This window comes from Fervidobacterium changbaicum, assembly GCF_004117075.1.
Classification (GTDB): Bacteria; Thermotogota; Thermotogae; order Thermotogales; family Fervidobacteriaceae; genus Fervidobacterium; species Fervidobacterium islandicum.
Genome location: NZ_CP026721.1, coordinates 1,759,844 through 1,775,867, shown reverse-complemented (window position 1 = coordinate 1,775,867; position 16,024 = coordinate 1,759,844). Strand labels below are relative to the sequence as shown.

Sequence of the window (16,024 nt, the reverse complement as noted above, 5' to 3'; positions counted from 1 at the left end):
CAAGTTACCACCCCATTTCAGCGCACACCTATGACGTGCACGTTAACTTCAGGATTCTCGCAGTTTGCAAAGGCACTGAGTTTGTGAACAACGTTTTCTTCGATGTTTTTGGCAACTTCTGTGACTTTTGTACCGAATTCCACCTCGACAAATATGTCGATTTTCAGATGGCCATATTCGTCCTCTTCAACTTTTATCTTGCCTTCTTCAGATGAGAACCACCTTGAAAACCAGTTGTCAGAACCTATACTTATTGGTCCGTAGGTTTCGAGGACCGCAAGGTACACAAGCTTCCTTATGGCATTTACTGTGATTTCAACTTCCCCGTATTCTGTTGGGAATTTCATAATCTCACTCCTTTCGAAACTGTTTTTTTAATTCTTTGCTCTACATTGTCGCTGTCAAGTCCCACGTATCTTATGAGTTCTTCGCGCGTTCCGTGAGGGATGAATTCGTCTTGTATTCCAATGATTTCAACTTGGCACTCGTACTTGTCTGAATACTTCTGCAGGTATTCAAAAGCAATAGTCTCTCCAAATCCTCCAAGTACCGTACCTTCCTCTATGGTAAAAATGTATTTATGACTTTGAAAAGTCCTTTCAAGCATATCTTTGTCCATAGGTTTTACACTTCTTACCCCAATCAACGTCCAACCGTTTGTTTTTGCCATATCTGTATATTTTTTGGCAAGAACGCCAACTGCCAGCAAGGCCACCTCTTTACCTTCCACGAGAACTTCCCATTTGAATGGACTTCTGATTTCTATTTTACCATAAATTTCGTCTAATTTGCCAAATTCCACGTCCCGAGGGTACCTTATAGCGATAGGTCCTTTGTATTTGTCTTTTCCTTTTAAAACAGTCCACAACATACAAGCAAGGTCTTTCCCATCAAGAGGTGTCAATACCTTGATGTTTGGAATAGGTTTTAAATAGGCTATATCAAACACGCCGTGGTGTGTTGGACCATCGGTTCCAACTAATCCAGCCCTGTCAATTGCAAATACCACGTCCAAATCCTGTAGCGCGATGTCATGAATGATCTGGTCGTACGCTCTTTGTAGAAACGTCGAATATATAGCTACAACAGGCTTGAAGCCCATAGCAGCCAAACCACCTGCGTAGGTTACTACAGATTGTTCGGTTATCCCTAAGTCAACGAATCGTTCCGGAAATTGTTTAGCAAATTTGCTTAACCCTGTTCCATCTGGCATGGCGGCTGTTAGTGCAACAACCTTATCATCTTCTAAGGCTATTTTCATCAGCGTCGTGCCAAAAACTTCGCTGTACGAATACGCCCCTTCCGGCTTTTCGAATGTGCCAGAATCGGGATCAAATTTATCCACACCGTGGTATTTCGTTGGATTTTGTTCGGAGTAATGGTAACCTTTGCCTTTTATCGTAAATACAGAAAGTACAGTCGGATAGGGGTAATCTTTCACCTGTTTTAATGCTTCTTCGAGCGATTTTAAATCGTGTCCATCGATGGGACCAAAGTGCTTTACACCGAGTGATTCGAAAAAGTCGTCGCCTATGAGTGCAACCTTCAGTGCTTCCCTTATCTTCTTCAGTTCGAACTCAACCGCCTCGTTGAGCCCTTTTTTGAGCTTTTCTTTTATACTCACGTATATTTTACTCGTTCTTAAAGCTTCAAGTAGCTGTGACAAGCCACCTACGTTTTTCGATATGCTCATTCCGTTGCTGTTGAGGATGATTTTTATCCTCGAATTCTGGGACTTTATTTGGTTCAGGGCTTCAAGTGCTTGCCCACTTGTAAGTGCCCCGTCACCTATGACAACTACAACGTTGGCGTTTTTATTCTGCAGTTTCAGAGCTTTTTCAATACCAAGTGCCGCTGCTATTGAAGTGCCTACATGTCCTGCACCAAACCTGTCCACTGGCGATTCGAATATGTTCGTGAAACCAGATATCCCACCAAATGTCCGGAGCGTTTTGAACGCATCCCATCTACCTGTGAGTAATTTATGGGTGTAGGTCTGATGACCTGTATCCCAAATTATGTAGTCCTCGTAAGGATCAAAGATCCTGTAGAGTGCAAGAGTTAGCTCCACAGTACCCAAATTCGAAGCTAAGTGACCCCCGTTAACGGAGGTCACATCTATCATGTATTTCCTGATTTCTTCAGCGAAGTTGTACAAATCATCGTAATTCATCTTTCTGATTCTTTCTATAAGTGTTCTGTCCTCACTGAAACGACCGTTGAAAGCTAACATTTTCTTCTCTCCCGTTATCTATCATCCGCTTCGAATTATTTCATCGGTCGTATTACATCGGTCTTCATGTAAGGCCTGAGAACTTCAGGAACGGTGATTGTACCATCTGGATTTTGGTAGTTTTCCATTATTGCAACAAGAGTTCTTCCAATTGCAAGTCCTGAACCGTTGAGTGTATGGACGTAGTTCAATTTTCCATCTTTCGTTCTGTAGCGCATGTTGCCTCTTCTTGCTTGGAAATCTGTATCGTTACTGCAAGAAGATATTTCCTTGTACGCGTTGTAGGATGGCAACCAAACTTCTATGTCGTAAGTCTTAGCTGCAGCAAATCCCAAATCACCCGTGCAGAGTACAACAACCCTGTACGGTAAGCCCAATAGCTGCAGGATCTTTTCCGCATCGCGTGTAAGCTGTTCTAAGTCTTCAAAGGACCGTTCTGGAGTGGTATACCATACAAGTTCAACCTTTTCAAATTGATGCTGTCTAATCAATCCGCGTACGTCTTTTCCGTAGCTTCCAGCTTCACGCCTGTAGCACGGTGTAAATGCGGTGTACCTTATCGGGAGTTGATTTTCCTCAAGTATTTCGTCGATGTGGAGTGCCGCAAGAGAAACCTCGGCCGTTGGGATGAGGAACAAATCATCCTTTTCACAGGTGTAAAGTTCCTCGGCAAACTTTGGAAGCTGGCCCGTTGCCGTTATCGTTTCTCTTTTCACCAGATGTGGTACGTTGACTTCGATATAACCGTTTTGTGTATGAGTGTCCAGCATGAACTGTGCAAGTGCGCGCTCGAGTTTCGCTATTTCTCCAAACATCACAGTGAACCTTGAACCACTCAACTTGGCACCCCTATCGAAATCGAGCATGCCCAGTTCCGGTCCGAGATCCCAGTGCGCTTTTGGTTCAAAATCGAATTTCCTCGGTTCGCCCCATCTTCGAACTTCAACGTTTTCGGTCTCATCTTTGCCAACCGGAACGCTTTCGTGGGGAACGTTAGGTATGTACAGTGCAAGGTTGTACATCTGATCTTCAAGCTCTTTCTCTTTCGCTTCGTACTGAGCGATTTCATCACCGAGTTTTTTGCTCTCTGTGATTACCTCATTCGCCTCTTCGCTCTTGCCTTCTGCCTTGAGTTTTGCAACCATTTTGGAGAGTTCGTTTCTCTTTGCCTTCAAGTTATTTACTATGTTGACGTAGTTTCTCCACTCTCTGTCAAGCTCAACGATTTTATCCAAGATTTCTGTAGAGTAATTACGCTTTTTCAGTGCTTCGTAGAATATCTCTGGATTTTTCCTCAATAATTTAAGGTCTATCATATCTTCACACTCCTCAGTTTTATAATAACAAACAGGGCAATCCTCATTTGCTTTCTTCAAAGAGCTTTTTCAAGTTCTCCTCGAATGGAGGATAGACAACGCCTTTTTCCGTTATGATCGCTGTCACGAGTTCGTTGTCGGTAACATCAAATGCCGGGTTGTATATGTTGACGTTGTTCGGTACTATCCTCTTTCCACCGCAGGTAGCAACTTCCTCGTGTGATCTTTCTTCGATTGGTATCTCTGCACCACTTCTTATAGACATATCGATCGTGCTTGTTGGAGCTGCGACGTAGAACGGTATGCCGTGTCTTTTCGCGAGCACCGCTACCATGTAAGTTCCTATCTTATTTGCAACATCACCGTTCGCAGCGATCCTGTCGGCACCGACGATAACTGCGTTGATTTTTCCTTGTTTCATAACCCAGCCCGCCATGTTATCACTGATCACCGTAACTTCGAATCCATCTTTCATGAGTTCCCAAGCGGTCAGTCTTGCGCCCTGCAAGTACGGTCTTGTCTCATCAGCGTAAACTTTTATGCGCTTTCCCTGTTCTTTTGCCGCTCTCAAGACGCCAAGTGCTGTACCGTAATCTACCGTTGCAAGTGCACCTGCGTTGCAGTGAGTTAGCACCGTAAAGCCATCCTCAAGAAGTTGAGCACCATGCCTGCCTATGGCTTTGTTCGTTTCTATGTCTTCAATTGCTATCTTAAGAGCCTCTTCTTCCAACGCCTTAACGAGTCCTTCAAATTTCCCATGCTCAACAGCTCTGCGTTCCATCCTGTCGAGTGCCCAGAAGAGATTGACAGCGGTTGGTCTTGTTCTTGCCAGTGTCTCTTTTACGTTTTTAAGTTGCATCATGGCCTGTTCGTAGTTGTAAGTCTTTCTTGTTATTTCCTTTGCTCCCAAAACATACCCGAACGCCGCGGTTGCACCTATTGCGGGAGCTCCTCGAACAACCATTTCTTTTATCGCAAGTGCAACGGCACGGTAGTCTGCACAGGTCACGTAGACTTCTTCAAAGGGAAGTCTTCGCTGGTCAATGAGTATCAAGGCGTCACCTGTCCATTCCAGAGTCATGGTTTTTAAAACTTTTGTTTGAGCTTTTGACTTCATCACGTGCTCCCTCCCACTTTATATTTTCATAGGTCATTTCCCGTTCAAGAAGTCATCTCTGAACTTAGCCAGTCCGTTCTCTTCACCGAAGAGAACAATCTTGCTCTCTTTTGTTAAGACTTCGTCTTTTGAAGGTCCCAATATAAACTCGTCGCCTCTAATTATGGCTACTATATAAACGTTGTACTTTTCTTTAAGTCTGAGCTCTGAAATCTTCTTGCCTGAAAGTTTTGTATTAGTAATATCGAGTATCTCCACCTGGAACGTTCGATCTAAGATGTTGAGTACGTCAACTATGTTCTCTTTTTTCCTCAGAAAACCTATAGCTTCTACCATCTTCAGACCCGCTATTTCCGCCGTGGCTATCGGATGGTCAACACCTGCATAGATAAATTTGGTGAGATTAGATAAGTCACTGATGTTCGAAATGATGTATATATCATGGTTCAAGTTCTTTGCGGTTAACGAAACAAAGACGTTCAGCGCATCGCTGGGCAATGTGGTTATAAGCGCCCGTGCTTGTTTTATGCCGGCACGCAGCAAGGTATCCTCGTTTGTGGCATCACCTCTTACAAACACAACTTCACCCGCGTTCGCAGGTAGCTTCTTTTTTAATTCTTCCTCAGATATGACGCTATCAATTGCCACAACGGGTTCATTGAGTCTGCGAAGTTGGGTTATAACTTCCGTACCAATTTTCCCCACTCCAACAACGATGATATGATCTTTCATCCTTGACTCCTTTCTTTCTACTCTCCGCTGCCTCAATAAGCGAAGTAAATCACCTTCCACAAGCAGTGCTGTGACATAGGATACGTTGTACAAGACTATGGACAAGCCAGCAAGTATCAGTGCCAATGTGAAGAACTTTCCAAAAACCGAGAGTTCTTTGTGTATCCCGTATCCAACTGTAGATATGGTGATGCCCACGAAAAAAGCGCATCAATAAAGGAAAAACCTTCAAAAATCCAGTAATATAAAGTTCCAACAACGAAAACGGCCGTTATACTGAGCAGTGCCTTTTTCAAACGTTGGACGATGTTGCGCTCTAGGAACTGAAAAGTCTTGTTCAAGTGTTTCTTGTGCCTCTTCGATTTGTTCGGCATTGCTTTCTTGCCTTTCTATCTGGAGCACTTTCGCCTGTTTTGCTTTACTTTATCAAATTGCTCTTGTACCTGATTTCTACTTTCGAAGTCTTCTTGAACTCATCGAAATCAGCCAGAACCTTCTTTGTGGCTTCCTCTTGTTTTTGTGCAAGCAATTCTTTCTTTATTTCCTCTGCAACGTCATTCAAAGTTTTCGTTCCGCCAAGTTTAATGTCCCTCACCCTTATAACGTAAAACTCGTTTCCTACTTGTTGTACAGGTAGCGTTGTGCCTTTAATGGAGTTTGTAACCAAGAGCCATAAGTTTTTTGGAAGTTTCGTCGTGTCATTCTCGTTAACCCAGCCATTTATCAACGGTGAGATGTTGTATTTTTTTGATATGTCATCTACCGAGGTACCTCTGATAACATCTTGCCTTAAAGAATCTGCAGTAGTTTTGTTGTTTGTCTTAAAGACAAGCAAGTCGTACTGTGAAGGAACGGTGTACTTTTCTTTGTTCTTTTCGTAATAAGCCTTTACTTCCGCATCGCTCACAGACGCAGTTAAGTACTGTGCGTAAACGTTTGCAATGCTCAGAGAATACTTTCTTTGGAAGTAAAGTTTTTCTTTGTAATCATTCAGTGTTCCCATTCCAAGCTCTACTAAATAGTTGTTTAGCTCCGCTTCTGTCATTGATGCCTCTGTAAGCATCTTCTTGATTTCGTTGTCAACATAGTTTTTGATATCTTTATCATCCGGAGCAACACCTTTTTTCTCTGCAAATTGTATGAATAATACCTTTGTTATCAGTTGGTCCAGAACTGCCAATTTGTACCTCTCGAGCAGTGCTAGTCCTTCCTGTGTATTGGTTAATACCGTATAAAACGTTTGATTGGTCTTCTGGATGTCCAAAAGCAGTTTTTGAACGTTTGCTTCTCTGTTCCACTCATCCATGGTAATATTCCTTCCGTTGACAACGGCAACGATGTCTTGCTGAGCAAATGTTAGCAAGCTTAAAACAAGAAACAAGAACACTGCTAGTCGTTTCATCGTCAATCCCCCCGATATTTTATGGTATTGAGATTTTATTTAACAACTATGTTTACCAACTTCCCGGGCACATAGAACGTGTTGACCAACTGCTTACCTTCTATTAGCTTCTTCACACTTTCAACAGCTCTTTCTTTTATCTGCTCTTCTGTGAAGCCGGCTGGGACGGTGACCTTGCCCCTGACTTTACCGTTGACTTGGACTACTATCGTTATTTCATCTTCTTTTAGTGCCTCTTCGTCGTAGTCCGGCCAGCGTTCTTCGACGATGAGCGTCTCTTTCCCAAGGTCGTGCCACATCTCTTCAGCCATATGCGGTGCGAATGGCGAGATGATCAACGCTATCTTCTCTGCTATCTCTCTTAACAACTTCTTACTTGGATTCTCAACGCTTTCAAGGTAATCGGAAAGTTGGTTGTTGAATTCCATCAAACCTGCTATAGCGGTGTTGAATTTGAACCCGCCTTCTATGTCTTCTTTTATCTTTTTAATCATCGCGTGTAGTTTTCGCCTCAGTGCCTTTTCTTCTCTGCCAAATTCTGCCTCTTCAACATCGGACGCGTTTATAATATCAAGCATTTTGTAGTAGTTATTCCACAGTCGTTTGACAAATCTGTGCACGCCCTCAATACCCGCATCGCTCCATTCAGCATCTTTTTCTGGTGGTGCCATGAAGAGTATGTACATTCTCAAAGTATCGGCCCCGTATTTTTCGATCATATCGTCAGGCGAGACAACGTTCCCTTTTGACTTACTCATCTTCCAACCATCTTTGTAGATCATACCTTGAGTGAATAAGTTCTGGAATGGTTCGTCAAAACCAACATAACCAAGGTCGTGCAGCACTTTGGTGATGAATCTTGAGTAGAGCAAATGCAAAACAGCATGTTCTACTCCACCTATGTATTGGTCCACCGGTAGCCAATAATTTACGTCGTTTGTGTCAAAAGGCCTGTCTTCCAGTTTGGGATTCACGTACCTTAAGAAATACCACGAACTATCAACGAACGTGTCCATCGTTTCCACTTCACGATGCGCAGGACCTCCGCATTTTGGACACGTTGTGTGCTTGAACTCCTCACTCAGCGTGAGTGGTGATTGACCTGTTGGTAAGAACTCTACATTTTCCGGTAGTTTCACCGGTAAATCTTTCTCCGGCACAGGAACAATACCGCATTTATCGCAGTAAATTATTGGAATTGGAGCTCCCCAGTACCGCTGCCTTGAAATGAGCCAGTCTCTAAGTTTGTATTGAACGCTCTTTTTCCCAAGTCCTTTTTCTTCCATGTATTTGGTAACAACCTCAATACCTGCCTTGCTCTCTAATCCATCAAACGGACCACTGTTAACCATTATACCTTCTTCTTCGTAAGGTGCTTCTTCTATGTTCCACTCACCATTTTTTGGCTTTATAACTTGCTTGATTGGAAGTCCGTACGCTTTTGCAAAGTCGAAATCGCGCTTGTCGTGTGCAGGAACAGCCATTATCGCACCAGTTCCGTATTCGTACAGTATGTAGTTGGCAACGTAGATTGGTATACGCTCGCCTGTTAGAGGATTAATCGCATATCTACCGAGGAAGACACCCTCTTTCTTTGCTTCTAAGCTAGTACGTTTGAACCTGTCCTCAAGTGCAACTTTTGCCAAGAACTCTTCCACTTCTTTTCTTTTTTCGTCCGTTACAAGTTCAAGCACAAGAGGCGACTCAGGTGCGATCGCCATAAAAGTGACACCGTATATGGTGTCTGGCCTTGTTGTGAAGATCCTAATTTTCTTATCCAAACCTTCAACAGGGAAGTCTACCTCTGCACCTGTACTCTTACCTATCCAGTTCCTTTGCATCGTTTTTACGTGTTCAGGCCAGCCCGGGAGCTTGTCAAGACCTTCGAGGAGTTTTTCCGCATACTCAGTTATTTTGAAGTACCACTGCTCGAGGTGTTTTATTGTAACCGTGGTTCCACACCTTTCACACTTACCATCCTTCACTTGCTCGTTTGCCAAAACTGTTTGACAGCTCGGACACCAGTTAACAGCGCCAGGCTTTTTGTATGCTAAACCCGCCTCGTACAGTTTCAAGAATATCCACTGAGTCCACTTATAGTAGTCCTCATTGCAAGTGATTACCTCTCTGTTCCAGTCGTAGCTAATACCCATCTTTTTTATCTGCCCGCGGATCGTGTTTATGTTATCCATCGTCCATTTTTTCGGATGTATTTTGTGAGCAATCGCCGCGTTCTCGGCAGGTAATCCGAATGCGTCGTAACCAAACGGATGCAAGACGTTGTAACCTTGCATTCTCTTGTATCTTGCAACGATATCACCTATCGTGTAGTTCTTGACGTGACCCACGTGCAACGTTCCGGAAGGATATGGGAACATAACAAGTGCGTAATACTTTGGCTTTTGAGAATACTGAGGTGTTTCGAAAACCTTCTTTTCTTCCCATACTTTCTGCCATTTCGGTTCTATCTCCTGCGGACGATACTCCTTCATAGCTTTCCCTCCAAAGCTCAGTTTTTTGTGATTTTCAGTTTTGGTATTTCTCGATATTTTTCCAATTCTCATACATTATACCATAAAATGCGATTTTTTCACTCATCTTATTTCTGAAAGGAAATTCTCAAGAATTCTAATTTTCTTCACAGAAAATTCATATACATATCTGCACGGAACGACCTTTTTCTGGTATAATTAATACACAAAATTTACAAATCGGTACAAGCTTTTGAAAATCACAGCACATCTCATCTAAGCCTTATAAAACCAAGATGAAAGGAAGGTGATCAATTGTGGAATATCCGAGTTATTCCAGTAACAAGCCACCATAACTTTCTTACGAAGGAGGGGACGTAGATGAAGGTAAAGATCCAGGTTGATATCCGCAAACTTATCGAGCGCGGTGATTTTCGAACACTTAAGATGTTGCTCGAAGATCAAGACGCAAATGTTATCTACGAGATGATAGAAGAACTTGAGACATCCGAGAAAGCTGTTGTATTCCGCCTTTTGAACAAAGAACTCGCTGCGGAAGTCTTTTCCAAACTTGAGCCCGATGAACAATTCGAACTTGTAAAGATGCTGACTGATGATGAGATAAAATCGATTTTCAAAAACATGGACCCTGCGGATAGGGCTGAACTCCTCGATGAATTGCCTGCCGATGTTGTCACCAAACTACTCTCGTTCCTCCCAAAAAGCGAAAGGGAACAAACAATAGAAGTGTTGAACTACCCCGAGAATTCAGCTGGGCGATTGATGTCGCCTTATTTCATCTACGTCACGAAATCCATGACCGTTCAGCAGGCACTCGAAAAGGTGCGCAAGTTTGGAAAAGACGCTGAGACAATCTACACGATCTTCGTAGTTGAAGAGGACAGAACGCTCATCGGTACTGTGAAACTGGAAGACTTACTCTTCGCAGAGCCAGATACACTGATTGAAGAGGTATATACTCCTGACCCGATTTACGTTAAGACGACAACTGACCAAGAAGAGGTTGCTGAGTTGATGAAAAAATACGATTTGAATGCTATACCTGTCGTGGACAACGATATGAGACTTGTTGGAATTATAACCATCGATGACATAGTTGATGTTATCGATGAGGAAGCCACAGAGGATATCCACAAGATGGCAGGTATGAACGTTACGACGACTTCGTACTTCCACACTTCTCCTTTGGTCTTCATCAAAAATAGGTTGCCTTGGCTTGTTGGTTTGCTATTATTGGAGAGTGTTAACGCTTTTATCGTCCATGGTTACGAAGAGGTGCTCGCGATGATACCAATTATAGCCGCATTTATGACAACAATGGTTGATGCCGGTGGAAATGCTGGGGGACAAAGTAGCACGCTCATTATCAGGAGTATGGCACTGGGAGATATAGAGCTTAAGGATTGGTGGAAGGTATTTTTGAAAGAATTGCTCGTTGGAAGTATACTTGGTGGGGTTCTTGGTGCTGTACTTTTCATTAGAGGTTTCATGATTTCGAATAATATCATGGTAAATGTTTCCGCAGCGTTCTCGCTTTTCATAATAATTATCTTCGCAAATGTCGTAGGTGCGATGCTACCGTTCTTGGGTAAGTTGATGAAGATAGACCCGGCGGTCATGTCTGGTCCACTTATCACAACCATCACAGACCTAACAGGTATCTGGATATACTTCGAGGTTGTCACACACATGCTCGGTATAAAAAGGTAATATAGGCTCTTTCCGCTTGTCTCCATCGAGGAGGGGTACGTGTGGAAAAGGAAGAACTTGAAAGAAAGCTTTTAGAATCTCTCGAAAAATTAGAAGAGCATTTGAAAAGATATGAAGAAGATTTGGAGAATATCAACGCAAGGTTTCAAAGGCTTCAAGAAGAACTGGACGATGCTTGGAGTTCTATCAGGACCATGGCTATTTTCGTTACGATTGTTTTTGTAGTTATGGCAATTACTTGGTTCTTCCCGTTCCAAGCGGCTGCGTATCACTATCTAAGTATCGATGACATCCAGAGAAAAATAGTTGCGCTGAGTGTTGAAACGTTGGTTTTCGGCCTTGTTTTCATGGTCATGCTGTGGTCGGCACTTTCAAGGAGGTTTAGAAGTTAGCCAATGGACAGGATTATCGTCAAAGGTGCGCGTGTGCATAATTTAAAGAACATCGATGTAGAAATGCCCAAGAACAAACTCGTAGTCATTACCGGACTATCTGGTTCTGGAAAGAGCTCCCTTGCAATGGATACGATTTTTATCGAAGGGCAAAGGCGTTATCTGGAAAGCCTTTCGACATATGCAAGGCAGTTCATCGGTGAGTTGAAAAAGCCTGATGTAGACAGTATCGAGGGGCTTTCTCCGACTATCGCAATAGACCAAAAGAGTGTGTCCCACAACCCGAGGTCTACGGTAGGAACAGTGACGGAGATATACGATTATCTGCGCGTTCTGTACGCACAGATAGGCGTACCGCATTGTCCTCACTGTGGTAGAGAACTTCAAAGGATGTCAGTGGATGAAATCGTGACTCGCGTGCAAAAGCACTTTTCAAACAAGCGGATTATGATACTTGCACCTATAGCCCGTGAGAAGAAGGGAACATACAAGGACGAGTTCAATACTTTTCTTAACAGAGGTTACACGAGGGTAGAAGTCGACGGGAAGATATACAGATTGGAAGAGGTTCCTGAGTTAAATAAGAACGTTAGGCATACAATAAACTTGGTTATCGACAGGTTGGACCTTTCCGATACCGACTCGCACAGGCTCTTTCAGTCTGTAGAACTCGCTCTTAAAGAGGGTAACGGTTTCGTCTTGGTAAGGTCAGGCGATGATGAACACTTTTATTCTGAAAAGCTCTCCTGTCTTTCCTGTGGTTTTTCGATGCCAGAAATAAATCCTAAGTTCTTCTCGTTCAACGCGCCGTACGGTGCGTGCCCTGATTGCCACGGCCTTGGTTTCAAACTCGAAGTCGACGAGCGCACTCTTTTTGAGGAAGGCGTCCCCGTCGTCCAAGGGTTGAGGATAGGGCACAAGGCAGATGGATGGCTCCCTAGGAGAATTGAGAGGATAGTGCGCGAGTACGGTGGGGACCCGTACAAATCTTTTGAGGAGCAACCAGAGGAAGCTAAAGAAGCTCTACTTTACGGAACGGAATACTTCGAAGGGCTTATCGCACTTGTGAAAGAACGCTACGAAGAATACACTTCTGAAGAGATGAGAGAGTGGATCGTTCAGAATTTCTTCGTGGAGCGCACTTGTCAGACGTGTAAAGGTAAAAGACTCAGGCAAGAAGCGTTGAGCGTTACGATCAAGGGATTGAGTATCATAGATTTTACAGACCTTCCAATCTCAAGGGAATTGGAAATTATAAGAAGTTTACCTAAAGAGCTTTCGGAAAAGCAGATGGAAGCTGTGAGGGAACTGCTACACGAAATCGAGAAACGACTGGATTTCTTGGAACAGGTCGGGCTGGGTTATCTGAGTCTTTCAAGAAATGTGCGGACGCTGTCAGGCGGGGAAGCGCAAAGAATAAGGCTCGCAACCCAGATAGGTTCGAGATTGACTGGCGTAATATACGTGCTTGACGAACCGACCATAGGACTTCACCAAAGGGATAACAATAGGCTCATATCGATGCTCAAAGAATTGCGAGATTTAGGAAATACTGTGCTCGTTGTTGAGCACGATGAAGAGGTCATTAGGAGTGCAGACTACATCGTCGATGTAGGTCCTCGAGCAGGTGTTAACGGAGGGCATATAGTTTATTCTGGAACACTCGACGGACTTATCAGTTGCGAGGAATCTATAACTGGAAAGTACCTTTCGGGCAAATTGAAGATAGAAGTTCCCAAAGTGAGAAGAAAAGGGAACGGGAATTATATTAGAATAGTCGGAGCGAGGCACAACAATCTGAAGAATATAACCGTTGATTTTCCACTTGGAACATTCATATGCGTTACAGGTGTGAGCGGTTCCGGTAAGAGTTCATTGATAATTGATACACTCTATCCAGCCATCGCCAATAAGTTGCACAAAACACGGTACGAAGTCGGAGAACACGACAGGATAGAAGGGCTCGAGCATATCGATAAGATCATCGCTATCGACCAGTCACCGATAGGTAGAACGCCACGCAGTAACCCCGCAACTTATACGAAGGTCTTCGACGCTATAAGGGAATTGTTCGCAATGACCCCGGAAGCGAAGGCGCGCGGGTACGATAAAGGACGGTTCAGTTTCAATGTCAAAGGTGGACGGTGTGAAGCTTGCGGTGGACAAGGCGTTGTCAAAATCGAGATGATGTTCCTACCAGAAGTCTACGTCGAATGTGAGGTCTGCAAGGGTAAGAGGTACAATTCAGAGACACTGGAAGTGACGTACAAAGGTAAGAACATCGCAGATGTTTTGGATATGACCGTTGATGAGGCACTTGAGTTTTTCCAAAATATCCCAACGATTCGGGAGACACTGCAAGTGCTTTCCGATGTGGGACTTGGATACATCAAACTCGGACAGCCGGCCACAACGCTCTCCGGTGGCGAGGCACAGCGGGTGAAGTTGGCTTCCGAGCTTAGAAAGAAGGCAACGGGTAGAACGCTATACATACTCGACGAACCAACGGTAGGGCTACATTTCGATGACGTAAAAAGGCTCATAGAGGTGCTCAACAGGCTTGTTGATAAAGGTAACACGGTTATCGTTATCGAACACAACCTCGATGTCATTAAGTCAGCCGACTACGTAATTGACCTTGGACCTGAAGGCGGAGATGATGGAGGATACGTCGTTGCAACTGGTACTCCTGAAGAAGTCGCGAAAGTTGAAAGGTCATGGACCGGGAAGTACCTAAAAATGGTTCTGTCAAATTCAGATAAGCTAGACAAAATTCCATCTTTGATATGTTGCAGTGAGGGGGAAGCATCGTGAGTACTTTGAATAGTGATAAGAAAAATATCGAAAAATTGAGAATCTACGTTGCTTCAAAGAATAATCACAAGATCGAAGAAATTAAACTCGTTATTCCAGAGTTTGTGATGCTCGAAACGGTAGATTGGGAAGTAGATGTTGAAGAGACCGGTGAAACGTTCATTGAAAACTCCATTATCAAAGCTATCGAGTACGGTAAAGAAATAGGGCAGCCTGTCATCGCTGATGATTCTGGTCTTTCTATTGACGTGCTGGGTGGATTTCCAGGTGTTATGAGTGCCAGGTACCTTGAAGATGCCAGTTATGTTGAGAAGATGGAAAGTATCCTTCAATTGATGAGGAATTACGAAGAACGTAGTGCGAGGTTCGTCTGTGCCGCTACGTATTTCAATCCTATTAAGAACTTCTTGATTTCTGTAGAAGGTTACGTCGAAGGCACGATCAGTAGGGAAATACGTGGGGACAAAGGTTTTGGATATGACCCGATATTCATACCAAAAGGTTACGATAAAACGTTCGGTGAACTCGGTGAGGAAGTGAAGAAAGTTATCAGTCACAGAAGCGTCGCTTTTAGAAAGCTTTTCGATGCACTTGTAAAAGTTGGAGAGATAGGCTCATGAATTACGAAAAGGAGTTTATCATCAATGCGGAAAGGATTTTAACCCCCAGCGTTCAAGCCCCTGTAAGAGGGGAAGGGATGAGAAAGATCGAGGAATATTTGGAAAGAGATATCGTCATTAGGGACGGTAGAATTGTTGATTTACGTCCGCACAAGAATGCAGATGTGAAGGCCAAGCTCGTCACTCCAGGGCTGTTCGATGCGCATACACATATTCCTTTCGTCGGCTCTCGTGCAAAGGAATTTTACATGCGCGCTCGAGGAAAGACGTATCTTGAAATCCTCCAAGCCGGTGGTGGTATACACTATACTTCACATCTTGTAAGATTGGCGTCTGAAGACGAGCTTTACAGCGTTTCCGCTTCCTACATCGCAGAGTTTACAAAACACGGTGTGGTTGGAATAGAGTGTAAAAGCGGATATGGGCTGGATAAGGAAAATGAGTTAAAGCAATTAAGAGTCATAAAACAACTTAAGGAAACGCTTCCCAATAAAATCGCTTCCACGTTCCTTGGCTTACACGCAAAGCCAAAAGAGAAATCCGTTGGTGAATACATCTCCGAAATGGAGGAACTACTCGCTGAGATTTCGAAAGAAAGGCTTGCCGATTTTGTCGATGTGTTCTGCGACAAAGGAGCGTATCTACCTGAGGAGATAGAGGATTTTTTGAAATTTTCAAAATCACTTGGTTTCAAGATACGTTTGCACGCTGATGAGATAGAAAATGTGGGCGCAGCAAGGTTTGGAGCGCGCTTGGAAGCAGTTAGTGTTGATCACGTCTTAAAAGTTACGAAGGAAGATATCCAGGAGCTGTCAAATAGCAATACGATGGTTACTTTGATGCCCAACACAAGCTTTTATCTGGGTGAATCGTTCGCACCGGCAAGAGAAATAATAGACTCTGGAATACCTGTAGCCTTAGGCTCCGATTTCAACCCCGGTTCTGCCCCTATTTTCATGCCGAGTTTTGTCATGCACCTTGCGATAAGGTTTTTGAAGATGGAACCAGAGGAGGTACTGACCGCTTACACGGTCAATTCCGCACACCTTCTTGGTTTTGATTCCGGACTTGTAAGGCCAGGCTATCCAGCGGATTTGGTGCTTTGGAAAACTAACGAGTTTTTGAATATTCCCTATATGTGGCAAGAGAACTTTGTAGAGCACGTTTTGATAAACGGAAGGATGGTCGTGTAGTTA

Annotated in this window: 12 protein-coding genes; 5 read left to right on the top strand and 7 right to left on the bottom strand. The window is 43.7% G+C overall.

Annotated elements, in window-relative coordinates; translation table 11 throughout:
• Nucleotides 1-17: 17 nt before the first annotated feature.
• From CBS1_RS08130 to leuS, 7 genes are all read right to left on the bottom strand, one after another.
• Entirely contained in the window at nt 18-347 is a 330-nt protein-coding gene (locus tag CBS1_RS08130; protein WP_033191535.1) for an Asp23/Gls24 family envelope stress response protein, read from the bottom strand.
• Nucleotides 344-2,233, bottom strand: coding sequence for a 1-deoxy-D-xylulose-5-phosphate synthase (gene dxs, locus CBS1_RS08125; protein WP_090222566.1), 1,890 nt, complete (start codon nt 2,231-2,233; stop codon nt 344-346). The genes CBS1_RS08130 and dxs overlap by 4 nt, the downstream gene beginning before the upstream one ends.
• 35 nt (nt 2,234-2,268) lie before the next feature.
• Complete coding sequence (gene serS, locus CBS1_RS08120; RefSeq protein WP_090222564.1) at nt 2,269-3,549, bottom strand: serine--tRNA ligase; 1,281 nt, start codon at nt 3,547-3,549, stop codon at nt 2,269-2,271.
• 43 nt (nt 3,550-3,592) lie between these two features.
• Nucleotides 3,593-4,666, bottom strand: a complete 1,074-nt coding sequence (gene mtnA, locus CBS1_RS08115) for an S-methyl-5-thioribose-1-phosphate isomerase (protein WP_033191537.1) — start codon at nt 4,664-4,666, stop codon at nt 3,593-3,595.
• 33 nt (nt 4,667-4,699) lie between these two features.
• A complete protein-coding gene (locus CBS1_RS08110; protein ID WP_241685505.1) occupies nt 4,700-5,596 on the bottom strand; it encodes a potassium channel family protein in 897 nt (298 codons plus the stop codon).
• Nucleotides 5,597-5,816: 220 nt separating this feature from the next.
• Nucleotides 5,817-6,800: a peptidyl-prolyl cis-trans isomerase gene (locus CBS1_RS08105; RefSeq protein ID WP_090222563.1), complete on the bottom strand. Its 984-nt coding sequence runs from the start codon at nt 6,798-6,800 to the stop codon at nt 5,817-5,819.
• A gap of 35 nt (nt 6,801-6,835) precedes the next feature.
• The gene (gene leuS / locus CBS1_RS08100; RefSeq protein WP_090222562.1) at nt 6,836-9,292 is read right to left on the bottom strand and encodes a leucine--tRNA ligase; all 2,457 of its coding nucleotides are present in this window, start codon (nt 9,290-9,292) and stop codon (nt 6,836-6,838) included.
• Between the two features lie 360 nt (nt 9,293-9,652).
• Between leuS and mgtE the strand changes: the two genes are divergently transcribed.
• From mgtE to hutI, 5 genes are all read left to right on the top strand, one after another.
• Complete coding sequence (gene mgtE, locus CBS1_RS08095) at nt 9,653-11,002, top strand: magnesium transporter (protein ID WP_033191540.1); 1,350 nt, start codon at nt 9,653-9,655, stop codon at nt 11,000-11,002.
• A gap of 41 nt (nt 11,003-11,043) precedes the next feature.
• A complete protein-coding gene (locus CBS1_RS08090) occupies nt 11,044-11,394 on the top strand; it encodes a hypothetical protein (protein WP_033191541.1) in 351 nt (116 codons plus the stop codon).
• Between the two features lie 3 nt (nt 11,395-11,397).
• Nucleotides 11,398-14,208, top strand: a complete 2,811-nt coding sequence (gene uvrA, locus CBS1_RS08085) for an excinuclease ABC subunit UvrA (RefSeq protein WP_090222560.1) — start codon at nt 11,398-11,400, stop codon at nt 14,206-14,208.
• Between the two features lie 26 nt (nt 14,209-14,234).
• Nucleotides 14,235-14,828, top strand: coding sequence for an RdgB/HAM1 family non-canonical purine NTP pyrophosphatase (rdgB, locus tag CBS1_RS08080; protein WP_033192549.1), 594 nt, complete (start codon nt 14,235-14,237; stop codon nt 14,826-14,828).
• A gap of 77 nt (nt 14,829-14,905) precedes the next feature.
• The gene (hutI, locus tag CBS1_RS08075; RefSeq protein WP_236938396.1) at nt 14,906-16,021 is read left to right on the top strand and encodes an imidazolonepropionase; all 1,116 of its coding nucleotides are present in this window, start codon (nt 14,906-14,908) and stop codon (nt 16,019-16,021) included.
• Nucleotides 16,022-16,024 lie beyond the last annotated feature (3 nt).

Coding starts and splice junctions, on each gene's coding strand:
- hutI (WP_236938396.1), top strand. CDS start 14,906: ATGAGAAAGATCGAGGAATATTTGGAAAGAGATATCGTCATTAGGGAC.
- mgtE (WP_033191540.1), top strand. CDS start 9,653: ATGAAGGTAAAGATCCAGGTTGATATCCGCAAACTTATCGAGCGCGGT.
- serS (WP_090222564.1), bottom strand. CDS start 3,549: ATGATAGACCTTAAATTATTGAGGAAAAATCCAGAGATATTCTACGAA.
- CBS1_RS08105 (WP_090222563.1), bottom strand. CDS start 6,800: ATGAAACGACTAGCAGTGTTCTTGTTTCTTGTTTTAAGCTTGCTAACA.
- dxs (WP_090222566.1), bottom strand. CDS start 2,233: ATGTTAGCTTTCAACGGTCGTTTCAGTGAGGACAGAACACTTATAGAA.
- uvrA (WP_090222560.1), top strand. CDS start 11,398: ATGGACAGGATTATCGTCAAAGGTGCGCGTGTGCATAATTTAAAGAAC.
- leuS (WP_090222562.1), bottom strand. CDS start 9,292: ATGAAGGAGTATCGTCCGCAGGAGATAGAACCGAAATGGCAGAAAGTA.
- mtnA (WP_033191537.1), bottom strand. CDS start 4,666: ATGAAGTCAAAAGCTCAAACAAAAGTTTTAAAAACCATGACTCTGGAA.
- CBS1_RS08130 (WP_033191535.1), bottom strand. CDS start 347: ATGAAATTCCCAACAGAATACGGGGAAGTTGAAATCACAGTAAATGCC.